The 24,108-nt window shown below is 69.4% G+C and carries 25 protein-coding genes and 1 pseudogene; 15 read left to right on the top strand and 11 right to left on the bottom strand.

Going from position 1 to position 24,108, the window contains the following annotated elements; all coding sequences use genetic code 11:
* Positions 1 to 271: pseudogene (locus FFS52_RS23765) on the bottom strand (hypothetical protein); the annotation flags it as partial.
* A 201-nt stretch (positions 272 to 472) separates the two neighbouring features.
* On the opposite strand from FFS52_RS23765, the gene rfbD reads away from it, so the two are divergent.
* From rfbD to FFS52_RS14015, 3 genes are read left to right on the top strand one after another with little or no spacing between them, the layout of a single operon-like run.
* Positions 473 to 1,423, top strand: coding sequence for a dTDP-4-dehydrorhamnose reductase (gene rfbD / locus FFS52_RS14005; RefSeq protein WP_055475038.1), 951 nt, complete (start codon positions 473 to 475; stop codon positions 1,421 to 1,423).
* Positions 1,424 to 1,428: 5 nt separating this feature from the next.
* Positions 1,429 to 2,307 carry a glycosyltransferase family 2 protein gene (locus tag FFS52_RS14010; protein WP_171011636.1) on the top strand — a complete coding sequence of 293 codons (879 nt, stop codon included), beginning with the start codon at positions 1,429 to 1,431 and terminating at the stop codon, positions 2,305 to 2,307.
* A gap of 44 nt (positions 2,308 to 2,351) precedes the next feature.
* Entirely contained in the window at positions 2,352 to 3,485 is a 1,134-nt protein-coding gene (locus FFS52_RS14015) for an NDP-sugar synthase (RefSeq protein ID WP_055475036.1), read from the top strand.
* 20 nt (positions 3,486 to 3,505) lie between these two features.
* Here FFS52_RS14015 and FFS52_RS14020 read toward each other — a convergent pair whose 3' ends face one another.
* Positions 3,506 to 4,153, bottom strand: coding sequence for an O-methyltransferase (locus FFS52_RS14020; RefSeq protein ID WP_055475035.1), 648 nt, complete (start codon positions 4,151 to 4,153; stop codon positions 3,506 to 3,508).
* A 292-nt stretch (positions 4,154 to 4,445) separates the two neighbouring features.
* Here FFS52_RS14020 and sigE point away from each other — a divergent pair, with 292 nt between their 5' ends.
* From sigE to tatB, 4 genes are all read left to right on the top strand, one after another.
* Entirely contained in the window at positions 4,446 to 5,066 is a 621-nt protein-coding gene (sigE, locus tag FFS52_RS14025) for an RNA polymerase sigma factor SigE (RefSeq protein ID WP_055475034.1), read from the top strand.
* Positions 5,067 to 5,299: 233 nt separating this feature from the next.
* Positions 5,300 to 5,830, top strand: coding sequence for a hypothetical protein (locus FFS52_RS14030; RefSeq protein ID WP_055475033.1), 531 nt, complete (start codon positions 5,300 to 5,302; stop codon positions 5,828 to 5,830).
* Positions 5,827 to 7,347, top strand: coding sequence for a trypsin-like peptidase domain-containing protein (locus tag FFS52_RS14035; RefSeq protein WP_137810055.1), 1,521 nt, complete (start codon positions 5,827 to 5,829; stop codon positions 7,345 to 7,347). Before FFS52_RS14030 ends, FFS52_RS14035 begins: the two co-directional genes overlap by 4 nt.
* Positions 7,348 to 7,378: 31 nt before the next feature.
* Complete coding sequence (tatB, locus tag FFS52_RS14040) at positions 7,379 to 7,858, top strand: Sec-independent protein translocase protein TatB (protein ID WP_055475031.1); 480 nt, start codon at positions 7,379 to 7,381, stop codon at positions 7,856 to 7,858.
* 4 nt (positions 7,859 to 7,862) lie between these two features.
* On the opposite strand, the gene FFS52_RS14045 is transcribed toward tatB, so the two are convergent.
* The 4 genes from FFS52_RS14045 to FFS52_RS14060 all read right to left on the bottom strand — a co-directional run bounded on the left by FFS52_RS14045 (position 7,863) and on the right by FFS52_RS14060 (position 12,288).
* The gene (locus FFS52_RS14045) at positions 7,863 to 9,008 is read right to left on the bottom strand and encodes an Mrp/NBP35 family ATP-binding protein (RefSeq protein ID WP_055475030.1); all 1,146 of its coding nucleotides are present in this window, start codon (positions 9,006 to 9,008) and stop codon (positions 7,863 to 7,865) included.
* Positions 9,009 to 9,066: 58 nt separating this feature from the next.
* On the bottom strand, positions 9,067 to 10,188 hold the full coding sequence (locus FFS52_RS14050) for a lytic murein transglycosylase (protein WP_055475029.1): 1,122 nt from the start codon (positions 10,186 to 10,188) through the stop codon (positions 9,067 to 9,069).
* 241 nt (positions 10,189 to 10,429) lie between these two features.
* Complete coding sequence (locus tag FFS52_RS14055; RefSeq protein ID WP_055475028.1) at positions 10,430 to 10,945, bottom strand: DUF1003 domain-containing protein; 516 nt, start codon at positions 10,943 to 10,945, stop codon at positions 10,430 to 10,432.
* Entirely contained in the window at positions 10,942 to 12,288 is a 1,347-nt protein-coding gene (locus tag FFS52_RS14060) for a CBS domain-containing protein (protein WP_055475027.1), read from the bottom strand. Before FFS52_RS14060 ends, FFS52_RS14055 begins: the two co-directional genes overlap by 4 nt.
* 135 nt (positions 12,289 to 12,423) lie before the next feature.
* Here FFS52_RS14060 and FFS52_RS14065 point away from each other — a divergent pair, with 135 nt between their 5' ends.
* The 5 genes from FFS52_RS14065 to ugpC all read left to right on the top strand — a co-directional run bounded on the left by FFS52_RS14065 (position 12,424) and on the right by ugpC (position 17,776).
* Positions 12,424 to 12,912, top strand: a complete 489-nt coding sequence (locus tag FFS52_RS14065) for a general stress protein (RefSeq protein WP_055475026.1) — start codon at positions 12,424 to 12,426, stop codon at positions 12,910 to 12,912.
* A gap of 220 nt (positions 12,913 to 13,132) precedes the next feature.
* A complete protein-coding gene (locus FFS52_RS14070) occupies positions 13,133 to 14,545 on the top strand; it encodes an extracellular solute-binding protein (RefSeq protein WP_176455882.1) in 1,413 nt (470 codons plus the stop codon).
* Complete coding sequence (locus FFS52_RS14075; protein WP_078112022.1) at positions 14,542 to 15,762, top strand: ABC transporter permease subunit; 1,221 nt, start codon at positions 14,542 to 14,544, stop codon at positions 15,760 to 15,762. The genes FFS52_RS14070 and FFS52_RS14075 overlap by 4 nt, the downstream gene beginning before the upstream one ends.
* A gap of 4 nt (positions 15,763 to 15,766) precedes the next feature.
* Complete coding sequence (locus FFS52_RS14080) at positions 15,767 to 16,597, top strand: carbohydrate ABC transporter permease (protein WP_055475025.1); 831 nt, start codon at positions 15,767 to 15,769, stop codon at positions 16,595 to 16,597.
* 3 nt (positions 16,598 to 16,600) lie between these two features.
* Entirely contained in the window at positions 16,601 to 17,776 is a 1,176-nt protein-coding gene (gene ugpC, locus FFS52_RS14085) for a sn-glycerol-3-phosphate ABC transporter ATP-binding protein UgpC (RefSeq protein WP_055475024.1), read from the top strand.
* Between the two features lie 28 nt (positions 17,777 to 17,804).
* On the opposite strand, the gene FFS52_RS14090 is transcribed toward ugpC, so the two are convergent.
* Positions 17,805 to 18,662: a hypothetical protein gene (locus FFS52_RS14090; RefSeq protein ID WP_055475023.1), complete on the bottom strand. Its 858-nt coding sequence runs from the start codon at positions 18,660 to 18,662 to the stop codon at positions 17,805 to 17,807.
* Positions 18,652 to 19,341 carry a metallophosphoesterase gene (locus tag FFS52_RS14095; RefSeq protein ID WP_068969932.1) on the bottom strand — a complete coding sequence of 230 codons (690 nt, stop codon included), beginning with the start codon at positions 19,339 to 19,341 and terminating at the stop codon, positions 18,652 to 18,654. The genes FFS52_RS14090 and FFS52_RS14095 overlap by 11 nt, the downstream gene beginning before the upstream one ends.
* Positions 19,342 to 19,399: 58 nt before the next feature.
* On the opposite strand from FFS52_RS14095, the gene FFS52_RS14100 reads away from it, so the two are divergent.
* The 3 genes from FFS52_RS14100 (at position 19,400) to FFS52_RS14110 (ending at position 21,069) form a co-directional block, all read left to right on the top strand.
* On the top strand, positions 19,400 to 19,993 hold the full coding sequence (locus FFS52_RS14100; RefSeq protein ID WP_068969931.1) for a suppressor of fused domain protein: 594 nt from the start codon (positions 19,400 to 19,402) through the stop codon (positions 19,991 to 19,993).
* 159 nt (positions 19,994 to 20,152) lie between these two features.
* On the top strand, positions 20,153 to 20,869 hold the full coding sequence (locus tag FFS52_RS14105; RefSeq protein ID WP_137810056.1) for a HemK2/MTQ2 family protein methyltransferase: 717 nt from the start codon (positions 20,153 to 20,155) through the stop codon (positions 20,867 to 20,869).
* A complete protein-coding gene (locus tag FFS52_RS14110; RefSeq protein ID WP_058252716.1) occupies positions 20,866 to 21,069 on the top strand; it encodes a CDGSH iron-sulfur domain-containing protein in 204 nt (67 codons plus the stop codon). Before FFS52_RS14105 ends, FFS52_RS14110 begins: the two co-directional genes overlap by 4 nt.
* A 39-nt stretch (positions 21,070 to 21,108) precedes the next feature.
* Here FFS52_RS14110 and FFS52_RS14115 read toward each other — a convergent pair whose 3' ends face one another.
* From FFS52_RS14115 to FFS52_RS14125, 3 genes are all read right to left on the bottom strand, one after another.
* Entirely contained in the window at positions 21,109 to 22,146 is a 1,038-nt protein-coding gene (locus tag FFS52_RS14115) for an iron-containing redox enzyme family protein (RefSeq protein ID WP_137810086.1), read from the bottom strand.
* A gap of 140 nt (positions 22,147 to 22,286) precedes the next feature.
* Positions 22,287 to 22,946: an endonuclease gene (locus tag FFS52_RS14120; protein ID WP_065632810.1), complete on the bottom strand. Its 660-nt coding sequence runs from the start codon at positions 22,944 to 22,946 to the stop codon at positions 22,287 to 22,289.
* A gap of 46 nt (positions 22,947 to 22,992) precedes the next feature.
* Positions 22,993 to 24,078, bottom strand: a complete 1,086-nt coding sequence (locus tag FFS52_RS14125; protein WP_058252770.1) for a magnesium and cobalt transport protein CorA — start codon at positions 24,076 to 24,078, stop codon at positions 22,993 to 22,995.
* Between the last annotated feature and the right edge of the window lie 30 nt (positions 24,079 to 24,108).

Consider the following 24,108-nt stretch of genomic DNA (forward strand, 5'->3'; position numbering starts at 1 on the left):
GGCGGGGGCTGGCGTCGCGCTCGGGGTGGAGGATTGCCCGGTTCACCGGGGAGCGGTGCCGCGCGCCGCGGGGATTCGCGTCCATCTGGTCCACCGTCGTACGGGGGCCGGGCCGGGCGCCTGCGCGCACCGGGCTCCGGGGCGCGCCGATCGCCGGGCATCGGCTGACGCCCGTCGGGACCCGGCCGTGCCGGACGGCGCGGCTGCGCGCGCCGACGCGGGCCGTCGGATGGTGAATCCACTGGTGAGCGGTCCCTTTCGAGGTCGGCACATCGGGTCCGGGGTCGACGCGGCGAGCGTTACGCCTGAGGATGTCGATGCTGATGTGCAAGGCGGGTCGGCTGTTGTGTGCTGTCGCCAGGCTACTGAAGTGATTCGCGAATTCGAGAACGCAACGCCGGTCGTGTGAGTAGCCGTCGTCACGTGTTCCGGCGAGCGCGTCGTCGCGTGGGTACCGCCGGACTCCGGCACGATGGTGCTCATGCGTGTGACGCCGAGCAACCCCACCGTGTACATCGTCGGCGCCGGCGGGCAGCTGGGGACTGCCCTGCAAGCACGGTCGAGCGAGGTTCCCGACGTCGTCGTGCGGCCGCTCACCTCAGCCGACGTCGACATCGCCGACCCGACCTCGGTGGCCGCCGCACTGGGCGACCTCGGCCCCGACGACATCGTGGTGAACTGCGCGGCCTACACCGACGTCGACGGAGCCGAGGCCGACTCGGAAGGCTCGCGGCGGGTCAACACCACCGGGCCCGAGGTGCTCGCGCGCCGGACCGCCGACGCCGGCGCGTGGTTCGTGCACGTGTCGACCGACTACGTGTTCCCCGGGGGCGCCGCGGAGGGTTCCCGGCCGGTCGAGCGGAACGGATACGAACCCGACGACGTGAGCGGAACGCCCGCGACCGTGTACGGCCGCACCAAGCTCGACGGCGAACGCGCCGCGCTGTCGGCGGACCCGCGGGCCACCGTCGTGCGGACGGCATGGGTCTACACCGGCGGACCCGACAGCCGCGACTTCGTCGGCACGATGCGGCGGCTCGAACAGTCACGGGAGACGGTGTCGGTCGTCGACGACCAACTCGGGTCCCCGACCTACTCGTACGACCTCGCCGACGGGCTCTGGGAACTCGTCGTCGCGGGCCCCCGCGACGAGGTCTGTGGCGCGGTTCTGCATGCGACGAACTCGGGCACCGCCACCTGGTTCGACGTCGCCCGCGGGGTCTTCGAAGAGGTCGGGGCGCAGCCCGACCGGGTCCTGCCCACGACGACCGCCGAGTTCCCGCGCCCGGCCCCGCGGCCGGCGTTCTCGGTGCTCTCCGGCCACTCCTGGGAGGCCGCCGGTCTCACCCCGCTCCGGCCGTGGCGACCCGCGCTGCACGCGGCGATCGCCGCGTCGGACGCCGACCCCGGTTCGTTACCCTGAGCGGCGTGCCAGTTCAGCCAGCCGTGGTGACGGTGACCTATTTCTCCGGCGATCACCTCGTGACCTTCCTGCGCAGCCTCGACGCCGTCACCGACGTCATGCCGCAGGTCATCATCGCCGACAACGGGTCCGACGACGGCGCGCCCGAACGGGCCGAGCAGGAGTACGACACGGTCAGGCTGGTCCGCACCGGCGGCAACATCGGCTACGGCGGTGCCATGAACCGCGGTGTCGCCGAACTCGACCCGGATGTCGAGTTCGTGCTCATCTCCAATCCGGATGTCGAATGGAAGCCCGGTGCCATCGACGAGCTGATGGCCGCCGCCCAGCGCTGGCCGCGAGCGGGTTCGCTCGGCCCGCTCATCCGCGAACCGGACGGCTCGATCTACCCCTCGGCGCGGCGCGTTCCCGACCTCGTGTCGGGCACCGGACACGCGATCCTCGGCACGGTGTGGAAGTCCAATCCGTGGACTGCGGCCTACCGCGCGGACGACGAGACACCGTCGGAACGTCCGGTGGGGTGGCTGTCGGGCTCCTGCCTGCTCGTGCGGCGCGAGGCCTTCGACGCCATCGGCGGCTTCGACGCCCGCTACTTCATGTACATGGAGGACGTCGATCTCGGCGACCGCCTCGGCAAGGCCGGGTGGCAGAACGTCTATGTGCCGAGCGCGGAGGTCGTGCACACCAAGGGGCACAGCGCCGGCCGGCATCCGGAGAAGATGCTGCCCGCCCACCACCGCAGTGCCTACCGGTTCCAGGCCGACCGCAATCCGGGACCGTGGCGGGCGCCGCTGCGCCTGGCGTTGCGCATCGGCCTGGAGGTCCGATCCCGGCTCGCCGTGCGCGCGGCGCGACGCGCGTCGGCGAGCGAGAACTCCCGATGAATGCTGAAGTGAACACCAGTCACCTCGAGGAAGGACCCGATCCAGTGGACAACTACACCGTGCGTGAGTCGGTGGAAAGACCGTCCGTGGGGGGATCGGACAACATCAGGGAGGACGTCGAGGCCGTCGTCCTCGTCGGCGGGAAGGGAACCCGCCTGCGCCCACTCACCCTGTCGGCGCCGAAACCGATGCTGCCCACCGCCGGGCTGCCGTTCCTGACCCATCTGCTGTCCCGTATCCGGGCGGCCGGTATCCGCGACATCGTGCTCAGCACCTCGTTCAAGGCCGAGGTCTTCAGCGAGTACTACGGCGACGGTTCGAAGCTGGGCCTGCGCATGCGCTATGTCACCGAAGACGAGCCGCTGGGCACCGGCGGCGGTATCCGCAACGTCCTCGACGAACTGACCGCGAGCACGATCGTGGTGTTCAACGGCGACGTCCTCGGTGGCACCGATGTCGGCGACGTCATCGACAGTCACCGCGCCGCCGACGCCGACGTCACCATCCACCTCGTGCGGGTCAGCGACCCACGCGCGTTCGGCTGCGTCCCGACCGACGCCGACGGCCGGGTCACCGCGTTCCTGGAGAAGACCCAGGACCCGCCGACCGACCAGATCAATGCCGGCACCTATGTGTTCAAGCGCGAGGTCATCGAATCCATCCCGGCCGGCCTGCCGGTGTCGGTCGAGCGCGAGGTGTTCCCCCGGCTGCTCGCCGAGGGCAGTCACGTCCACGCACACGTCGATCACGCGTACTGGCGGGACATGGGTACGCCCGAGGACTTCGTCCGCGGCTCGGCCGACCTCGTCCGCGGGATCGCGCCGTCGCCCGCCCTGGGGGACCGTCGCGGCGAGTCCCTCGTGCACGAAGGCGCGGGAGTGGGCCCGGGTGCCCTTCTGATCGGCGGCACGGTGGTCGGCCGTGGCGCCGAGGTCGGCCCGCGCGCCCGTCTCGACGGCGCGGTCGTCTTCGACGGCGCCGTGATCGAGGCCGGCGCGGTCGTGGAACGGTCGATCATCGGCTTCGGTGCCCGCATCGGGCCGCGTGCGCTGGTCCGGGACACGGTCATCGGCGACGGTGCTGACATCGGCGCCCGTTGCGAGTTGCTGCGCGGCGCCCGGGTGTGGCCGGGAATCGAGATCCCCGACAACGGGATTCGATTCTCGACGGACGTCTAGTCCAGCAGGAGCGCGGCCGACTAGCGGATCTTCGCGGCGGCGAGCACGCCGGGCCCGAGCGGGATGACCACGGGAAGCAGCTGCTCGTCGTCGGCGATCAGCAGGGCCGCCTCGCGGGCCGCCGCCGTCGGCGGTTCGGTGCGGGCCGGGTCGCCGACCGTTCCGTGCGCGGTCGCGTTGTGGACGACCACGACACCTCCCGGTCGCAACATCCGGACGGCCTCACGCACGAACCGGGGCAGGTCCAGCAGTGGTCCGTCCACGAAGACCAGGTCATAGGACGCGTCGGACAACCGCGGCAGCACCTCGACCGGCGTGCCGTTGATCAGCCGGGTGCGGCCCGGGGCGATGTCGGCGCCGGCGAACGACGCCCGTGCGGCCCGGTGATGTTCGGGCTCGGGATCGATCGTGGTCAGCACGCCGTCGGCCGACATGCCGTTGAGCAGCCAGAGGCCGCTCACCCCGGTGCCGGTCCCGATCTCCACGACGGCGCGCGCATCGGCCGCGCGGGCCAGCAGAGCCAGTAGCGCGCCGACCGCCGGGCTGACCGGTGTCGCGCCAAGCTCCTCGGCGCGAGCGCGGGCGGCGATGACGGCGTCGTCCTCGACGATGGCCGACTCGGCGTAGGCGATCAGGTCGGGGCGTGTGGACGGCGTTGACTCGGTCACGCGTCGAGGTTAGTCCGGCCCCGCGGCGGAACCCGACCCGGCGCGCCAGACCTGGGCGAATCCGCTCGCGGCGAGACCGACGATGCATCCTCAGGCAACACTCAGGCGCCTCATACGGCGGCCACACTCCGATAGGAGAGGGTGAGAGCTGTTCCGGTTGGGACAGGTCCCGGGAGGTCGGTGAGAACTTCCTGGCAGCTCGGGAATACCCAGCCGGAATCATCCGTTCGTCTTCGGTGAGTGCTTGGGTCACCGGGTGCGTGTTTCACGAGAGAGGAACCGACCACCGACCATGACCGATCCCCGCGATCCCGCCGACGCCGTGCCCGCCGTTCCGGCGGGCACCGCAGGTTTCGACGCCACCGGCGACGAACTGCTCATGCCGTCCTGGGACGACCTGGTCCGCGAACACGCCGACCGCGTCTACCGTCTGGCCTACCGTCTGTCGGGGAATCAGCACGACGCCGAGGACCTCACGCAGGAGACCTTCATCCGGGTCTTCCGCTCGTTGTCGAACTACCGTCCCGGCACCTTCGAGGGCTGGTTGCACCGCATCACCACCAACCTGTTCCTCGACATGGTCCGTCGCCGCAGCAAGATCCGGATGGAAGCCCTGCCCGAGGAGTACGACCGGGTGCCGGCCGACACCCCGGATCCGCAGCAGGTCTTCGACGCGACGAACCTCGACCCCGACCTGCAGCGCGCCCTGGACTCGCTGGCTCCCGACTTCCGCGCGGCCGTGGTGCTGTGTGACATCGAGGGCCTGTCCTACGAGGAGATCTCCGCCACCCTCGGTGTCAAGCTGGGTACCGTCCGCAGCCGCATCCATCGCGGTCGGCAGAGCATCCGCGACGCACTCGCGGCCCAGGGCCACACCAGCAGCCGTTCGGTCGCGCTCGGCTCGCACGCCTGAGGTCGCTGCCGGGAACCCTGCTCCGCCGAGCATCGTTGCGAGTCTCGGATACGCTGAGACGTTGCCTGTGTCACGGGACACGATGCGATCGGAGTCCGTAGCCCGCGGACGCCACGCGTTCGGGGGACGGCATCGGATGCCGCCGGTCGGTACCGTGGCAGACAGCAGCAGAGCCCAGTGGCAACACAGGATTCATCGTGCGGCGGTTTCGTCGTGGAGAGGGGTGAACGACGATGATGGACGGCGATCGCGGGCGTCCGACCGGAAGCGGCGGTGTCGAACCGCCGACTCCCAACCTTCGTCGCCGGCGGTCCTCCTGGACCCCAGCCAGGTGGAATACGAACACCTGGAGTCCGGCTCCCTCGTCGTTCCTGCCCAACCGCGGCTACCGCGCGCCGGGTACGGCCGGCGGACGCGGCTTCGCACCCACCGAGCACCTGGCCCCCGAGGCGGTTGCCGCCTTCGTCGACGGCGAGCTCGGGATGTCGGCGCATGCGCGGGCCGCTCATCATCTGGCGCTGTGCCCCGAGTGCGTCACCGCGGTCGAGGCGCAGTCGTTGGCCCGCACCCGACTCCGCGAGTCCGGCCGCGTGTCGATCCCGGACTCCCTCCTCGGTCAGCTCTCCCAGATCCCCACGCGTGAGATCGATCTGAGCTCCGAGCCACCCCGCCCGGCAGGGTTCGGGCCGACGGTGTCGCCCGATGCGCCGACCGACGGCATCCCCGCGGCCCGCGGCCGCGCCTTCCGTCGCCGGGGCCGGTGACCGTGGCCCCCGACGCCGATTCTCCCGATACCGGTGACGCACAGTTCGCGCGGCGCGCCGAACCGCCCGAGTCACAACGTCTGACGCCGTCGCGGACCCGACACTGGCCCGTGTCGCCGTCGACCGCGCAGGTGTTCGGCCGCCCGTCGGGTGTGCGCGGCTCGTTCGCCACCTCGGATGGCGACAAGCGGCCGCCCGAGCCGCAGATCGCACCTCCGGACCCGGTGCTCGCCGAGGCCTTCGGCCGGCCGGCCGGATCGAGCGACACCCTGCAGCGGGATCCGCTCGCGACCTACGGCCACACCGAGCAGCCGCAGGCGCCGGAGGACCCGTGGCGCGACCCGGAGAGCCCGGCGCGGCTGGACGCACCCGCGCTGGCATCCGCATCGTCGGACATCCCGACCGAGACCGGCCCCAAGCTCGGTGTCCGCGACATCCTGCTCGGCAATCGCCTGAGCTGGGTCGCCCTTGCCACGCTCGCGGTGATCGCGTTGCTGATCGGGCTCGTCGGCGGGCTGATGGGCCGGTACACCGCGGAGGTGGCCGCGCCGCTCACCAGTGACACGGTCGAGTTGTCCACCGAGGACACCGGCGGCGACGCCCGACCGCGGTCGTCCGTGGCGGAGGTGGCCCGGGCGGTGGAGAAGTCGGTCGTCGCCATCGACGTCCGCGCGGCGGGCGCCTACGCCACCGGGTCGGGATTCGTCATCGACAAAGAGGGTTACATCCTCACCAACAACCACGTCATCTCGATGGCCGCGAACGACAAGAGCGCCAAACTGGAGGTCGTGTTCTTCGACCGTCAGCGGGTCCCGGCGCGCATCGTCGGTCGCGATCCCAAGACCGATCTCGCCGTGTTGAAGGTCGACAATGTCGAGAACCCGACGGTCTCGGTGCTCGGTAGCTCGGGCGACCTGCAGATCGGCGAAGAGGTGGTCGCCTTCGGATCTCCATTGGGGCTCAACCGAACCGTGACCAGCGGCATCGTCAGCGCGACCGACCGAGCCGTGGCGCTGACGCCCGACGCAGAGTCCGACACCGACGCGGTGATCGACGCGATCCAGACCGATGCCGCGATCAACCCGGGCAACTCGGGCGGTCCGCTGGTCAACGGCGAAGCCCAGGTGGTCGGCATCAACACCGCCGGGCGCCTCGGCGCCGGGGGCGGCAACATCGGTCTCGGATTCGCGATTCCCATCGACGAGGCCAAGCCCATCGCGGAGGCGCTGATCCGCGACGGCCGCGTGAACCACCCGCAGATCGGCGTCAACGCCAGTTCGGTGCGCAACGAGCGCGTGCTGGGCGCACAGGTCCGCAACGTCGTCGCCGGCAGCCCCGCCGAACGCGCGGGCATCCGGGAGAACGACGTGATCACCTCGTTCAACAATCGCCCGATCGAGAGCGCCGACGAGCTGAACGTCGCGATCCGAACCGCCAGCATCGGCGAGTCGGTCCCGTTCCAGTACTGGCGGGCGGGTCGCACGTTCAGCGGTACCATCACTCCGGCGAGCGACTAACCACACCACCGCACAGGTCAGGACGAGGCACATGTTCAGCAGCATCGGATGGGGCGAGATAGCGATCCTGGTGGTCGCGGCACTCGTCATCCTCGGCCCCGAACGTCTCCCCGGTGCCGTCTCCTGGACGATGCAGTCGGCCAAGAAGGTCCGTGATTACGCGACCGGTGCGAGCAATCAGCTGAAGGACGAGCTGGGTTCCGAATTCGACGACCTGCGCAAGCCGCTCGCCGACCTCAACGAACTGCGGGGCATGACGCCGCGGTCGATCGTCACGAAACACCTTCTCGACGGCGATGATTCACTGTTCCGGCTGAACGAGAGCGCCACCACGGTCGACCGGAAGGCCACCCCGGCGGCGCCGGAGATCAAGCCCGTGTCGGCGCCCCTGTCGTTCGAGAAGCAGGAGAGCGGGAATCAGGACTCCGCCGGCCCGGCGGGATCCGCGGCGTCGGACCGCCGGTCGCGGTCGGGGTCGCGTCCCGCCGCGGCCGACTGGGACGCGACCTGACCGGTCAGGAATTCCGGATGGTGTCGAGTCCCAGACTCATACCCGCCAGGCCGCGCTTACGCGCCGCGAGCTTGCCCGCGATGGCGCGCAGGGCGGAACCGGACGCCGATTCGGGTGCCGACAGCACCACCGGGACACCGGCGTCGCCGCCTTCGCGTAAGGCCGTCTCGAGCGGTACCTGACCCAGCAGGTCGACCTGGGCGCCCACCGCGCGCGTGAGGCGTTGCGCCACCTGCTCGCCGCCGCCGGACCCGAACGGTTCCATGCGGCTGCCGTCGGGCAGTTCCAGCCACGACATGTTCTCGACGACGCCGAGGATCTTCTGCCGGGTCTGCAGCGCGATGGCCCCGGCGCGCTCGGCGACCTCGGCCGCGGCCTGCTGGGGTGTCGTCACCACCAGGATCTCCGCGCCCGGGATGAGCTGCGCGATCGAGATCGCGACGTCACCGGTGCCCGGCGGGAGGTCGAGGAGCAAGACGTCGAGATCGCCCCAGTAGACGTCCGCGAGGAACTGCTGCAGGGCTCGGTGCAGCATGGGACCGCGCCAGGTCACCGGCGTGTTGCCGTCGGTGAACTGTCCGATCGAGATGAAGCGGACGCCGTGGTTGCTGGGCGGCATGATCATGCGCTCGACCTGCGTGGGTTTGGCGTCGCTCCCGAGCATGCGGGGGACCGAGTGGCCGTAGATGTCGGCGTCGAGAACGCCGACGGTGAGCCCGCGTTCGGCGAGCGCCGTGGCGAGGTTGACGGTCACGCTCGACTTGCCGACGCCGCCCTTACCCGACGCGACGGCGTAGACGCGGGTCAGTGAGCCGGGCTGGGCGAACGGGATGACCGGCTCGGCCTTGTCCCCGCGGAGCTTCTTGCGCAGCTCGGTGCGCTGCTCGTCGTCCATGACGTCGAGTTCGACGCGGATCGCGCCGACGCCCGGGACGTCGGCGACGGCCGTTTCCACGCGCTGCGAGATCTCGGTGCGCATCGGGCACCCCGATGTCGTGAGGTACACCCCGACATCGACGCTCGCGTCGTCGTTGATCGTGACCGACTTGACCATCCCGATGTCGGTGATGGGCTTGCCGATCTCGGGATCCTTGACCTTGCCCAGAGCGGCGCGAACTGCCGATTCCGTGGGCGCGACTCCTGTTGTCATCTGGCCCAGACTACCGGCGGCGCCGACGGTTCCGGGCGCAGGTCCTCCGGTGGCGCCGTCAGCGGACGGGAACCGGGGTGCTCGCCCCTCCCGGCCTGTTCGGGCCGGCGTTCCCCGTCGGTGCCTGTTGTACCGCCGGGGCCTCCCTCTTGGTGGGCGGGGGAGCGGGCTGGCCCGGGAACAGCGGCGGGATCGATGGCAGGCAGACGATGATGCACGGCGGCGGCGGAGGGCTCGGCCGCCGCGTGGTGGAGGACGACGACGAGGACGACCCGGACTCCGGCCGCCTGGGCTTGCTGGACGAGCTCGAGCTGCTCGACGGCTTGCGCTTCATCTCCGGGATGGGGTCGGTCGGCATCACGCCCGTCGCGTAGGCCCCGGCCCAGCCGAGGACGTTGGCGACATACTCCATCGAGCGGTTGTACCGCAGCACCGCCGACACGCGAGTGCGCTCGTTCATGATGTCGGTGACCCCGGCGCAGAGATACCGGCCGGCCGAGTACGTGGCGTCGAAGATGTTGTTGGGGTCGGGTTTCCCGTCGCCGTTGGCGTCGGAGCCCCACGCTGCCCACGTGCTCGGGATGAACTGCATCGGGCCCATCGCCCGGTCGTGTCCGGCGTCGCCGTCGATGCGTCCGCCGTCGGTGTCCTTGATGACCGCGTTGCCGGCCAGCGAGCCGTCGAGGACCGGCCCGGCGATCGGGTTGATCGTCGTGCCGTACTGATCGACCGAGCCGTTGCTCGCATGATTGGACTCGATGCGTCCGATGCCGGCCAGCAGGAACCACGGCAGTTTGCAGGCCGCGCTCTCGGCGGCGACGCGGTTGGCGGCCAGCTTGTAGGCCTGGAGTACGACGCCCGGGATCCCCAGTGGGCCCGAGGGGAGGTCGCTGGCGAGCCGGAACTGCGGCGCCGGCAGCGCGGTCGCGGGCTTCTCCGGCGGCGGCGCGAAGCCGAGGAGTGCACCCGGCGAACCCGCGACGAGTTCGGCCACCGTCACGGGGGCATCGGGCTCGACGACGGCCGACGCGACGTTGCCGCCGGAGGCGCTCGACGTCGCGGTCCCCAGGACCAGTGCACCGACCAGACCGCCGCCGACGACCAGCGTCGCGGCGCGTCGTGGGAACGAGGACGGACGGCGCGGACCACGGCGACGGCGGACGAGTTCGAGGGGCCTCACCGGAGGCCTCCTGCACATCGTGCGGCCCCGGGCCGCTGCCCGGTCCTGTTCACTCCGTTGTCAACACACACTTCTGCCCCCGAGAACGCGGCGATGCCCACCCGCGGCCCAGGTCCAGAGCCGCTCACATGGATGTGTCGGAGAATCTCGTCGCGCCGTGACAGACGCCGGGATCCGGTCCGAACTGTGACCCACCATACATATGGGTCTGACGTCCCAGACACGAACCCGGCTTTTGGTGTCAGTGATCCTTGGAACCGCGGCGGCCGGATTCGTCGCCGGCGGGGGCGCCGAGCCGTTCGGTGAGTTCGTCGAGCAGGTCGTCCAGTTCTTTGCGCAGGTAGTCGCGCGTGACGGTGTCGCCCACCGCGAGACGGACCGCGGCGAGCTCCCGGGCCAGGAACTCGGTGTCGGCCTTCGTCTGGGCGGACCGCATCCGGTCCTCTTCCAGCGACACCCGGTCGCGGTTCTCCTGCCGGTTCTGGGCCAGCAGGATCAGCGGCGCCGCGTACGCCGCCTGCGTCGAGAACGCGAGGTTCAGCAGGATGAACGGGTACGGGTCCCACTGGATCGACACCGCGACCAGGTTCAGCACGATCCACACGATGACGATGACCGTCTGGATCGCCAGATATCGTCCGGTGCCCAGGAACCGGGCGATCCGCTCGCTGTACATCCCGACGACGTCGGAGTCGAGATTGAACGAGATCGTGCGGCGGGTGCTGGGGGTGTCGAGCTTGCGTCCCGGTTCGCTCATCGGATCCGCACCTGGGGGCCGCCCGATGCCGGTTCCGGGCCACTCCCGACGCCGTACCCGTCGGCCTCGACGACGTCCTCGGGTTCGGTCTCACGCCAGTCGCGCGGCAGGATCTCGTCGAGCAGGTCGTCGACGCTCACCGCGCCGAGCAGGTGGCCGGCCTCGTCCACGACGGGGCCGCACACCAGGTTGTAGGTCGCGAAATATCTCGTCATCGTCTCCAGGGAGTCCTCGGGATGGAGTTGGGCGAGGTCGGTGTCCAGGATGCCGCCGACCAGGTGCGCGGGCGGTTCCCGGAGCAGGGCCTGCAGATGCACGCATCCGAGATACTTGCCGGTCGGTGTCGAAGTGGGCGGGCGGACGACGAACACCAGACTCGCCGCGGCCGGCGTCAGGTCGGGGTTGCGGACCCGGGCGAGGGCCTCGGCGATGGTGGTCGATGCGGTGACCACGATCGGCTCCGAGGTCATCACGCCGCCCGCGGTGTCGGGGGAGTGCAGCAGGAGTCGGCGGAGGGGCTCGGACTCCACGGGGTCCATCTCCTCGAGGAAGGCCTCGGCCTCGGTGTCGGGCAGTTCGCCGAGGAGGTCGGCGGCGTCGTCGGGGTCCATCGCCTCGAGGATGTCGACGGCGCGGTCGCGTCCGAGCGCGGCCAGCACCTCTTTCTGGTCGTCGGGCGGCAACTCCTGCAGCACGTCGGCGAGCCGTTCGTCGTCGAGGGCCGAGGCGATCTCGTCGCGTCGTTTCGCGGGCAGTTCGCGCAGGGCGTTGGCGACGTCGGCCGGGCGCATGCCCTCGAACTGCAGGAGGGCCTGCGCGACTCCTTGTCCGGGCAGGTTCAGCGAGCTCTGGGTGATGCCCTGCACGCTGGACCACTCCACGACCTGTGTCTCGTGGCGCCGGCGCAGGCCGCGACGTCCCGCCCGGATCGCGACGCGGGAGACGACCCAATCGCGGGTCCGGGTCTTCTCGATCCCGAGGTCGATCACCGTCACGTCGGCGTCGGCGAGCTCGGGGAGATCCGGATCGACGACCCGGACGTGGGTGTCGAGGACCTGTCCGATGGCGAGCGCCTCGCCGGGGCGCAGATGGAGTCGGCGGAGGCTCACGGTGCCGGTGTTGAGGGCCACGGCCTGGGGCTCGATCGCGGTCACCCGCAGCATCGGCACGAAAATCCTACGCCGAGTGGTCAATTCGACCGCGAGACCGAGGACGCGCGGTTGCTGCCCGGACATGCGGATCGAGATCACCACGTCGCGGACGCGTCCGATGGACTCGCCGTCGGGACCAAGGACGGCCAACCCGACTAATCTGGCCACGAACACCTTGCTCACCGACGACATGGGAGTAAGGGTAGTGCCATCGGTGCAACGGAGGCCGACGGCAGACACGAACGCCCACCGGTGGGAGACCAGTCCCACTGTCGGGTCTCACCGCGACGTTCAGCACTGGAGTCTGACAACAGGGAAGGCCCCGATATGACCAATCCCATGCGCCCGAGCCGCGAGACGCCGGGACTCCCCACCCCGCCCAAGGGCTGGCCGATCGGTTCGTACGGAACCTACGCCGAGGCCCAGCGCGCGGTGGACTTCCTCTCCGACGAGAACTTCACTGTCCAGGACGTCACCATCGTGGGCGTCGATCTGATGCAGGTCGAGCGGGTCATCGGCCGGCTGACGTGGGGCAAGGTGATCGGCGGCGGGCTGGTCTCGGGTGCCTGGCTCGGCTTCTTCTTCGGCTGTCTGGTGGCGCTCGTCTTCGCCGGTTCGCCCATTGCGCCCATCCTGGTGGGCATCGTCGGCGGCATGGTCTTCGGTGTGATCTCCGCGACCATTCCGTACGCGGCGACCCGGGGCCAGCGGGATTTCGCGTCGACCATGCAGCTGGTCGCCGGCCGCTATGACGTGCTGTGCGACCCGAAAAGCGCAGAGAAGGCGCGCGACATGCTCGCCCGTCTCACCTTCTGACGTCGCCTCCCGCGGTCGGACACGGAGCGATCACAATCGCCCGCGGAATGGCACGCCCATGCCGAATGTGTTGCATGTCACGAATCCTCACGTATAGCGTTGCTCTTCGGACGCTCACGGCGGAGCACCGCTGCGGCGCCGCGTACGACATCGAGGAGGCTGCGTGCGGAGCAGGGTCAGCACGGACGGATCCATCAGCACCGACGGATCTACCAGGCGCGTGAGACGAAAGGTCCTCGCCGCGGCGGTGGCAGCGGTGGCCATGCTGCCCGTGCTGTCCGCGTGCGGCTCGGGATATGAAGCGGGCGTACTCAATTTCTATCCGCCGGCCGACGGTGCGGACACCTTCGCCGAGATCGGCGACAAGTGCTCGGCCGATTCCGGTGGTGCGTACAAGGTCGTGACCACCCCGTTGCCCAAGGGCGCCGACGATCAGCGTTTGCAGCTCGCACGGCGCCTCGCGGGCAACGACAGCGGGCTGGACCTGATGGGCATGGACGTGGTGTGGACGGCCGAATTCGCCGACGCGGGTTGGATGGTGCCGGTCCCCGACGCCATGGCCGCCGAGGTGTCGGCGCGCACCCTGGGCGGTCCGCTCGACACCGCGGTCTGGAAGACCGACGACGACGAGCGGGAACGGCTCTACGCCATCCCGTTCTCCACGAACACCCAATTGCTCTGGTACCGACCGGATGTGCTCGTCGAAGACGTCGACCGCCGGCGCCCGGCGTCGACGTGGAACGGCATGCTCGAGGACGCGCTCGTCAGCGGTCGCAACGGCGGACCGACCTACATCATGGTGCAGGGCAGGCAGTACGAAGGCCTGATGGTGTGGTTCAACTCGGTACTCGCCAGCGCCGGTGGGCAGATCGTCGACCCGGACGACCCCGACAAGGTCACCCTCAACGACACCCCCGAACACCGCGCCGCGACGGTCCGCGCCCTGGAGACGCTGAAGCGGGTCGCCACCGCGCCCGGTGCCGATCCGTCGCTGACCAACTCCGACGAGGGCGCCGCACGGCTCGGCATGGAGAGCGGTGAGGCCCTGTACCAGGTGAACTGGCCGTTCGTCTTCGCCGGGATGCGCGAGAACGCCGTGGCGGGCAGCGTCGCCTTCCTCGACCTCACCGAATACGCGAACCTGTACGCGGACACCGCGAATCCGCCGACCCCGGCGCAGGTGGTCCCGCTCAACCGCGAGATGCGGCGGGTCTTCGATTTCGCGCCCTATCCGGGCTTCGAGGGACTTCCCACCAAGACGACCCTGGGCGGCATCAACATCGCCGTCGCGAGCACCTCGCAACAGCAGGACCTCGCCTACCAGGCCGCCGAGTGCATCACCAGTGAGGCATCGCAGAAGGCGTTCTCGTTCAGTGCGGGTCCGCCGCCGGTCATCGAGTCCATCTACGACGACGCCGATTTCCGCCTCGCGTACCCGATGGCCGACGAGATCAAGCGGCAGCTCGAACCCGAGCACGCTGCTCTGCGGCCGAAATCGCCCGACTATCAAGCAATCTCGACGCTGCTGCAGGCCAAGTTGAGCCCGGTCGGCGCCTGGGAGCCGGAGGCCCTGGTCGACGAGCTCGCCGAAGCGGTCCAGAAGGCCATCGACGGGGAAGGGCTAATCCCGTGAGCGACAACGACACTCCGCGTAACGACGCCGAGAACGCGGGCGGCAACCCCGACGACGCGGGGTTCCGTGCCGGGCGACACGCCCTCCCGGAGGATGCGCCACCGCAAACCGGTCCGATCCCGATCGTCGGTGACACACCCCCGGTGCAGTCCGATCAGGTGTGGACCGCTCCGCCGGGAGGTCGGCACGAGGTGACCGCGGCGTCGTCGCACACCGACCGGCCCACCCCGGATCCCGCGCCCGCCTCGCTGTCGAAGCCGGCGACCGGGACGGGCGGGGGTACCGCGGTGATCGATCGGCCCCGGGCCGACACGCCGCCGGCCGCCCCGCGCAGGCGCAGCGAGGGCAAAACCGCCGAGCGCCGGCTGGCCTTCTGGCTCGTGGCGCCGGCCGCACTGATGATGCTCTTGGTCACCGGATACCCGATCGTGTACGCGGTCTGGCTGTCGCTGAACAAGATGAGCCTCTCGGCGCCGGGGGAACGCGAGTTCGTCTGGTTCGCCAACTACGCCACCGTCCTCACCGACAACTACTGGTGGACGGCCTTTGCCGTCACGGTCGGCATCACGGTCGTGTCGGTACTCATCGAACTCGTGCTGGGCATGGCGATCGCGCTCGTCATGCACCGGACGATCTTCGGGCGGGGCACCATCCGCACCGTCGTCCTGATCCCGTACGGCATCGTCACCGTGGCGGCGGCGTTCTCCTGGTACTACGCGTGGACGCCGGGCACCGGATATCTCGCCAACCTGCTACCCGACGGCACCGCACCGCTCACCGAGCAGTGGCCGTCGCTGGCGATCATCGTCCTCGCCGAGGTCTGGAAGACGACGCCGTTCATGGCCCTGCTCCTGCTGGCCGGCCTCGCGCTCGTCCCGGACGATCTGCTCAAGGCGGCCCAGGTCGACGGCGCCGGGGCGTGGACGAGACTGTGGCGCATCATCCTTCCGCTGATGAAGCCGGCGATCCTGGTGGCGCTGCTGTTCCGCACACTCGACGCGTTCCGCGTGTTCGACAACATCTACGTCCTCACCAGCGGGTCCAACAACACCTACTCGGTGTCGATGCTGGGTTACGACAATCTGTTCGGCGCCTTCAATCTCGGCGTCGGCTCGGCGATCTCGATTCTGATCTTCATCTGTGTCGCGATCATCGCGTTCGTGTTCATCAAGGGGTTCGGCACCGCCGCACCGGGTTCCGACGACGAGGGGAGGTAAGCCGTTGAATGCGAGCGGAAAGTCCAAGGCCTGGTGGTCGATCGCCAACATCCTGGTGATCCTGTATGCACTCATCCCGCTGCTGTGGATCATCAGCCTGTCCTTCAAGCCGGCGAGCAGCGTGACCGACGGGAAGTTCTGGCCGAGTGAGTTCACCCTCGACAACTACAAGAGCATCTTCGAGACCAGCGCCTTCACCTCGGCGCTGATCAACTCGATCGGCGTGGGTCTGATCACCACGGTGATCGCGGTGCTCCTGGGGACGATGGCGGCCTATGCGGTGGCCCGCCTGGACTTCCCGGGCAAGAAGCTCCTGATCGGTGCCGCGCTGCTGATCGCGATGTTCCCCCAGATCTCGCTGGTGACACCGTTGTTCAACATCGAGCGGGCCATCGGGTTGTTCGACACCTGGCCCGGCTTGATCCTGCCCTACATCACCTTCGCGCTGCCGCTGGCGATCTACACCTTGTCCGCGTTCTTCCGCGAGATCCCGTGGGAGCTGGAGAAGGCCGCCAAGATGGACGGCGCCACCCCGTGGCAGGCCTTCCGCAAGGTCATCGCCCCGCTCGCCGCCCCGGGCGTCGTGACGGCGGCGATCCTGGTGTTCATCTTCGCCTGGAACGACCTGCTCCTGGCACTGTCGCTGACGTCGACCGAACGGGCGATCACCGCGCCGGTGGCGATCGCGAACTTCACCGGCAGTTCGCAGTTCGAGGAACCGACCGGGTCGATCTCGGCCGCCGCGGTGGTCATAACCATCCCCATCATCATCTTCGTGCTCTTCTTCCAACGTCGAATCGTGGCCGGCCTGACCTCCGGCGCCGTGAAGGGATAACCCATGGCAGACATCGTTCTGGACAACGTCTCCAAGCAGTATCCCGACGGCTCCACCGCCGTACACGGGGTCGACATCGAGATCGCCGACGGCGAGTTCGTGATCCTGGTGGGCCCGTCGGGATGCGGTAAGTCGACGACGCTCAACATGATCGCCGGACTTGAGGACATCTCCGGCGGCGAGCTGCGGATCGGCGGGGAGCGGGTCAACGAGCGCGCACCCAAGGACCGCGACATCGCGATGGTGTTCCAGAGTTACGCGCTCTACCCGCACATGTCGGTGCGCGAGAACATCGCCTTCCCACTGACTCTCGCGAAGATGCCGAAGGATCAGGTGGCCGCGAAGGTCGACGAGGCCGCGCGCATCCTCGACCTCGGGCAGTACCTCGACCGCAAGCCGGCCAATCTCTCCGGCGGTCAGCGGCAGCGCGTGGCGATGGGCCGGGCGATCGTGCGCTCCCCGAAGGCGTTCCTGATGGACGAGCCGCTGTCGAACCTCGATGCGAAGCTGCGCGTGCAGATGCGTACGGAGATCTCACAGCTGCAGCAGCGCCTGGGGACCACCACGGTCTACGTGACCCACGACCAGACCGAGGCGATGACCCTCGGTGACCGGGTCGTCGTGCTGCGCAACGGGTATGTGCAGCAGATCGGTACGCCGCAGGAGCTGTACAACAATCCGACCAACGTGTTCGTGGCCGGTTTCATCGGCTCCCCGGCGATGAACTTCCTGTCCGGTCGCCTCGGCAGCGAGGGTATCGAGACCGCGATCGGCACCATCGTCCTCGACGACCATCGTGCGGTGGTCTCCCGTGCCGGAGACGTCGGCAGTGGCGGCGACGTGCTCATCGGCATCCGGCCCGAGCACCTCGAAGACGCGTCGCTCGTCGACTCGACGACCCGTGGACACGGCGGGACCTTCGCCGCGAACATCGACGTGCTCGAGTCGATGGGTTCCGACATCTACGCCTACTTCGGCGTCGGGTCGAGCCGGGCGTCGAGCGACGCCCTCGCGGAGTTGTCCGCCGATTCCGGAACCGATCTCGGCGGCAACCAGTTCATCGCCCGACTGTCCCCGGACTCGAAGGTGAGCCGCGGCGGTTCGGCGGAGCTGTTCTACGACGCGTCGAAGATCGCGGTGTTCGACCAGAGCTCGGGGCAGTCCCTGCGCGTCCGCTAGTGTCCCGCCTGTCCCTGCAGGCGTCGGCTCAGCGCCGGCGCCTGCGGGAGTGGTCGAGCAGTTCGTCGAAGACGTGTTCGTCCCAGATGTGCCTGCGCACAAGCCGATACCGTTCGCAGGCCACCCACATGTACAGCTCGGCGTCGCTGTCGAGGTCGGGCCGGATGCCCGCCCGGCGCGCCATCCGCACGACCGGCAGGAACTCCTCACCGAACCAGCGCCGAGCGGTCTCGGTGCGGTTGAGGAACTCGCCGATCTCCTGGCTCAGGCGAAATCCCCACGCCTCGACGTTCTCGGCGAGTTCGGCGTAGTCGAACGGGAAGCTGAGTCGGATGGCCTCGGCCTGGGACCCCTCGAGCGGCACGCGTGACAGGAAGATCCGACGATGGTCCTTGAGGACCAGGTCGGAGGTCGCGGTGATGCCCTCGGGGGAGATGCGCGTGTGGATCAGGGTGACGTAGGCGTCGATCGTGACCCAGTTCCGCGCGATCGCGATGGACACGCGGTGATGGCCGTCGATGACGAAGTGCATCGATCCGATCCGGTACAGCTGTACCGGAGGGACGGATTCGCCGCGGCGTTGCGCGGCCGCCAGCCGCTGCCAGCGCTCCCGGCCGCGCGACGAGGTGGGCCGGAAGTAGCGGTCGAAATCCTTGGTGCGGTCGACACTTCCGACGATCGAGGACACCTCGACGACCTGCAGTCCGAGTGAGGTCTCCCCGGTCCGTCCGAGCGCGGCGACGACCTCGTCGAACGGGAGGATGGTGTTCACGTCGGCGGGCTGACGCATGAACCACTGCGCGAGCCGCGCGCGTTCGGCCTGGCGTCGCATCCGGGCGAAGTCGTTCTCCGCGTCGGCGTCGGGAAATCCGGTGTCACGCGCCATGTCTGCGCCTCACGATCTCGACCTCCCGGGTGGCGGGATCGAAGTCGAACTGGCAGTAGCCGACGACGTTCATCGAGGTCGTCGAGGAGCCGATGGGCAGATCAGCCGGTCGTTCGCCGTACGGATGGACGTGGCCATGGACCAGCAGCGCCGGTTGCAGCGACCGGACCAGCGGGTGGAAGCAGTCGAAACCCCGGTGGGGCAGATCGTCGCGGTCGCCGACGCCGCGGGCCGGGCTGTGCGTGAGCAGGATGTCGGCGCCGCGGGGAGGTGACAGGGCGGTGGTGCATCGCAACCGGAGGGACCGCAACCGCTGTTGGGTGTCGGTGTACTGGTTGGTGCCGTTGTTGTAGCGGCGGCTGCCGCCGAGGCCGCTGATGCGGAGTCCGGCGACCGTCACGGTCCGGCCGTCGGCGTTGACCGCACCGCACGGTCCGGGGTCCTCGACGGGGAGTCCGGCGCGCGTCCAGCCGGTGCGGCCGCGGCGGTACCCGCGCAGGTCCCGGTCGTGATTGCCGGGCACGAACACGCACGGCGCGTCGCACAGCGACGACAGGATCTCGAGGTACTCGAACGGGAGGTCACCCGCACCGAGGATGAGGTCGGGCCGGGACTCGATCCCCACCCCGAAGGTGAGGGAGTCCACCACCTCGTCGGCGACCGCCAGAACCCGGACCATTGCTCCAGGCTAGAGGAGCACCCCGGGTCCGTGCGCCGGAGTCGGTAGCCTGTCGGATGTGAGCGAAGCCGTGACTGAGGTCGTCGGACGATTTCTCGAAGACCGGCTGGGGGCGACTCCCCAACGTGCGTCGGTGACGTTCCTCGGTGTCGAACCGATCGACGTCCTGCGGTTCGTGCCCGACGAAGCCGGCGATCGGGACGAGGTGGTCTACGTGACGTCGGGGTGCGCGCGGCACCCGATGTCCGATCCCACCGACCTGCACGCCGATCCGGTCCGCGGACCCCGTGCCGAACTCGTCGTGCGCGTGTCGTCGGGAACGCCGCTGCCCGGTCTGCACAAGCGCATGGCGACGCTGGCGGCCGCGCCGGCGGTCGAGGGCCTCGTCATCGCCGCCGATGCGCTGGTCGACCTCGGCGAACCCCTGTGGGACGGTTCGCCGTTCACCGCGGTCCTGCTCGAGGCGGACGAACTCGGGACGGTCGAGCTGCCCACGCCCATGGACCCGGTCAGCATGCTCCGGGCGGTGCCGATCACCGCCAACGAGGCCGCGTGGGTCCGACTGAAGGGTGCCGACGCACTCCGCGAGGCCTGGCGTGAGGCGGGTATCGATGTACGGCGGCCGGATCGGGCCTCGGCAACACCGGCCTGACCGGCCGGCGAATTCCCGGCGCACTCATCCGCATCGAGGTTTCGGAACGTATGACAGAGGGAACATCTGACCAACTGAGCACGGTCCGTCTGAGAAGTGAGGGTGCATGGAGTCACGGGGAGCAGGGACCATCGGCACGACGAACGGGCGGTGCCCGGCGTGACCATCACCTCATCGTCGCTTCCCACAGCGACCGCAGCGCTACCCGAGCTCGATGTCTACCTGCCACAGCAGGACACTCAGCTGTTGATCGACACTCTCCGATCCCGCGGCGTCTCCGGGGCCCGCGTGCTCGATCTCTGCACCGGCAGCGGCGCCATCGCGATAGCGGCCGCAAGGTCGGGTGCGTCGCACGTGACCGCGGTGGACGCATCGGCGGACGCGGTTGCCTACGCTCGGCGCGCGGCAGCCGACACCGGCGTCCGGATCGAGGTGGCGCACGGTGATCTCCGGCGCCATCAGGGTCGCTACGACGTCGTCACCTGCAACCCCCCGTATGTTCCGACCCCACCGGAGTCCGAGTCGGAGCTGCACCCGGCCGGCCCGTCTCATGCGTGGGACGCCGGACCCGACGGCCGAGCCGTCCTCGACCCGCTGTGCGCACGCGTTCCCGAGTTGCTGGTGCCCGGCGGAGCTTTCGTGCTGGTCCACTCGGAATTCGCGGACTCCGACGCCTCGCTGCGCGCCCTGCGCGCCGGGGGACTGACCGCAGAGGTGGTGGCCGAGCGGGTCATCCCGTTCGGTCCGGTCCTCACCGCACGCGCGGGCTGGATGGAAGAGTGCGGCATGCTCGAACGCAACCGTCGCATCGAGCGTCTCGTCGCGATCGTCGCCGTCGCCTCGGATGGTCTCGCCCCGGCCGGAGCGTCGCGGTGAGCGGGGACAAGAAACCCAATGCGGTGCGGGTGATCCGAGGCGGACCCGTCCTGGTGTCCGGTCCGGTCGACATCGAACTCCCCGACGGCGCCCGGGTGCAGTCCGACCGGTTCATGGTCGCGGTGTGTGCGTGCGGTCGGAGCAAGAACTACCCCCTGTGCGACACCAGCCATCGCAAGAAGCGCCGCCGCGCGACCTGACGGCTCACGAGCGCCGCCCGAACGAGCGCCTTGCCCGGATCAGATACCCGGGAAGGCGCTCTTTCCGTCGTCCCACGCGGACAGCACATGCCGGTCGAGGGCGTCCTCGACGAACAGGAAGGCGCGGATCCCGAAGATCACATCGGCTTCGGTGTCCGGCTCGGTGCGGACGAGATCGCCGACGACATCGGTACGCAGGATCTGCTCGTGCACGGCATCGGCCTCGACGTGTTCGCGATAGAACCGCCGGCACGCCTCCGGTGCGTCGAGCTGCTCCAAACCGGCCAGCAGCCGCTGCGAACCGGGCGGCGAGGTGATCTCGGTGGCGGCCAGATGCCCGACCGCAGCGCCCCGGTAGCGCCGGTGTAGTCCGAACAGCGACATCAGATTGACCGGCGTGAGGGCGACGCCGGGAACGGTGTCGAGGTAGCCCAGGTAGTCGGCGCTGAGATCGGAAGCGCGAAGCAGGTCGGCGAACAGCTCCTGATGCACGGCGTCGCCGCGTCCGCCGCCGAATTCGTCGAACTCGACGGCGACGTAGGCGGCCTTGGCGTGCCCGCGCAGACGTGGGATCGCGAAGGCGTGCGGGTCGGCCTCCTTGAGGTGGTACAGCGAGCGCAGGGCGAACAGCTGCCGGTACTGCTCCCACGTCCCGGCGTCGCGGAGCCGGTAGGAGGCGCCGTCACCGTCGGGGTTCTCGATGCACAGTTCTTCCATCTCGTGCTCGGCGGAATCGTCGGCGGTCATCGCCGGGACGTCGCGATGCAGAGCGGCGAGGAATCGCTGCTCGAGGGCGACCCGAACCGTGAGCAGGGCCGGACTCCATTCCCAACCGGCGTCGGCGTCGACGAACCCGACGTAGTGCATCTCGTAGCAGAGGTACAGCGCGAGCTGCAGATCGTCGCCGTAGGGGTCGGCGTCGACGACCCTCGGGTCGTCGGCCGGCAGGTCGAGGACCGACGCGGACGCAGGGTCACCGCGGAGGAGATCGATCACCATGGCCGAGAGCGATCCGCGCGCACCGGGCAACAGGGGGCGTCGGAAGGCCGTGTCGTGCGGCCTCGGATCGTCGACCATCGGGTCAGCTGACACCTGGGAGTCCTCCTGTCGGGTACGGGCGTCGGGCACCGCGGTGCGCGGCGGACGCCGGCTCTCCTGGGTAACCGGATCGGGGACGGCACAAACCATCACCGGGTGGTTGTGACCGTCGTCCCAGCCTAGGCCCGGTTGTCGGATCCGGCGATCTCCGCGCGCAACTGCTTGTCGAGCGAGACACGCACCAGCGCCGCTGCCAGCACCTCGGGCCGGCCGTCGGCGAGATCGGCGAGCCGTGCCGGGTCCTCGGGTAGTCCGAGGTCCCGGGCGGCGGCGAGCGCGCGTTTGTCGAAACGCGGTGCGACCCACTCCCACACCGACTGCACCTCACGCAAAAAGATGTCGGCCCCGACCGGACCGATGCCGGTGAAATCCTGGAGCAGTTCCGCCGCGCGGGTGGGGTCGGAGTCGGCGTCGTCGGCGAGCCGACGGAGATCGCCGTGGTAGTCGTCGAGGACCTTCTGCGCCGCCTCGCCGAGGCGGGTGGCGGTGCTCTCGTCGTAGCGGACGTAGTGGCCGCGGCCGAGCGCGTCGACCAGCTTCTGCCAGTCGGCGCGGGCCATCTTCTCCGGGGTCCGGTAACCGGCGGTGAACAGTTCGCGCGCGGCGGCCACCGCGATGTCCGCGGAGATCCGCGTACTGAGGAGCAGGGCGAGCACCAACAGCTCGAAGAGCGGTGACGGCGTGTTCTTCAGCGTGATGCCGGCGTCCTGCGCGTAGGTGCGGCCGGCGCGGTCGATCAGTTGTCGCGCCGTGTCCTCGGCGTGGTCCGTGCGGGTCATCGAAGCCGGTTACCCACGCCGGTGCGTGGGCAATCCCAGTCGCGGGTCACAACCAGTGACTGCGCCGGAACACGACGAACAGCGTCGCGCAGAGGGCCACCAGACAGCCCAGCACGACGGGATAACCCCACTCCTGGTGCAGTTCGGGCATGTGGTCGAAGTTCATGCCGTAGATCCCGGCGACCATGGTCGGCACCGCGGCGATCGCGACCCATGCCGAGATCTTGCGCATGTCGGTCGACTGCTGGATACCGACCTTCGCCGCCGCGGCCTGCAGGAGGGAGGTGAGCAGCTCGTCGTACTCGAGGACTCGGTCGATGACGGTGGTGAGATGGTCGGCGACGTCGCGGAACTGGCGTCGGATCTCTTTGGGCACCAACGGGTTACCGCTTGCCGTGAGACTCTGCAGCGGGGCCGCCAGCGGTGTCACCGCACGACGGAGTTCGAGCACCTCGCGCCGTAGGAGGTAGACGGGATCGATGTCGAGTGCGTGACCCTGCCGACCGAACACGACCTCCTCGATCGCCGCGACATCGGCGTCCATCCGGTCGGTGACGGCGAGGTAGCTGTCGACGACCTTGTCGGCGACGGCGTGCAGCACCGCGGTCGGGCCGAGGGCCAGACGCTCGGGGTGCGTCTCCAGGCGACGGCGCAGTTCCGACAGTTCGGTGTGCTCGCCGTGGCGCACGGTCAGTACGAAGTCCGGCCCCGCGAAGACCATGATCTCGCCGGTCTCGACGACCTCGCTCGCCTTGGCCATCGTCTCGTGCTCGATGTACTGCACGGTGCGCAGGACGAGGAACTGGGTGTCGTCGTAGACCTCGAGCTTCGGCCGCTGGTGCGCGTGTACCGCGTCTTCGACGACGAGTTCGTGAAGGCCGAACGTGGCGCCGACGTCGGCCATCTGAGCGTCGTCGGGGGCGTGGAGTCCGACCCATACGAAGCCCTCGCCGGCGGCCCGCACCCGGGCGAGACCTTCGGTGTAGCTCACCCGTCCCGGTTGCCGGTGGCCGTCGACGTACACCGCGCAATCGACGATCGCCCGCGCCACGGGGACGCGGATCTCGGGGAGCGGGCGGCGCTCGCGGCGCGGTGACAACCCGCGCGGACCAGGCCGGGGGATCGAGGGCACGAGTGCCGATGCTACCCGGCGGGCCCCGTA

The sequence above is a fragment of the Gordonia sp. ALPHA1B1 genome, from assembly GCF_005502615.1.
GTDB classification, from domain to species: domain Bacteria; phylum Actinomycetota; class Actinomycetes; order Mycobacteriales; family Mycobacteriaceae; genus Gordonia; species Gordonia hongkongensis.

Coding starts and splice junctions, on each gene's coding strand:
- rfbD (WP_055475038.1), top strand. CDS start 473: ATGGTGCTCATGCGTGTGACGCCGAGCAACCCCACCGTGTACATCGTC.
- sigE (WP_055475034.1), top strand. CDS start 4,446: ATGACCGATCCCCGCGATCCCGCCGACGCCGTGCCCGCCGTTCCGGCG.
- FFS52_RS14030 (WP_055475033.1), top strand. CDS start 5,300: ATGATGGACGGCGATCGCGGGCGTCCGACCGGAAGCGGCGGTGTCGAA.
- tatB (WP_055475031.1), top strand. CDS start 7,379: ATGTTCAGCAGCATCGGATGGGGCGAGATAGCGATCCTGGTGGTCGCG.
- FFS52_RS14045 (WP_055475030.1), bottom strand. CDS start 9,008: ATGACAACAGGAGTCGCGCCCACGGAATCGGCAGTTCGCGCCGCTCTG.
- FFS52_RS14055 (WP_055475028.1), bottom strand. CDS start 10,945: ATGAGCGAACCGGGACGCAAGCTCGACACCCCCAGCACCCGCCGCACG.
- FFS52_RS14060 (WP_055475027.1), bottom strand. CDS start 12,288: ATGTCGTCGGTGAGCAAGGTGTTCGTGGCCAGATTAGTCGGGTTGGCC.
- FFS52_RS14065 (WP_055475026.1), top strand. CDS start 12,424: ATGACCAATCCCATGCGCCCGAGCCGCGAGACGCCGGGACTCCCCACC.
- ugpC (WP_055475024.1), top strand. CDS start 16,601: ATGGCAGACATCGTTCTGGACAACGTCTCCAAGCAGTATCCCGACGGC.
- FFS52_RS14090 (WP_055475023.1), bottom strand. CDS start 18,662: ATGGCGCGTGACACCGGATTTCCCGACGCCGACGCGGAGAACGACTTC.
- FFS52_RS14095 (WP_068969932.1), bottom strand. CDS start 19,341: ATGGTCCGGGTTCTGGCGGTCGCCGACGAGGTGGTGGACTCCCTCACC.
- FFS52_RS14115 (WP_137810086.1), bottom strand. CDS start 22,146: ATGGTCGACGATCCGAGGCCGCACGACACGGCCTTCCGACGCCCCCTG.
- FFS52_RS14120 (WP_065632810.1), bottom strand. CDS start 22,946: ATGACCCGCACGGACCACGCCGAGGACACGGCGCGACAACTGATCGAC.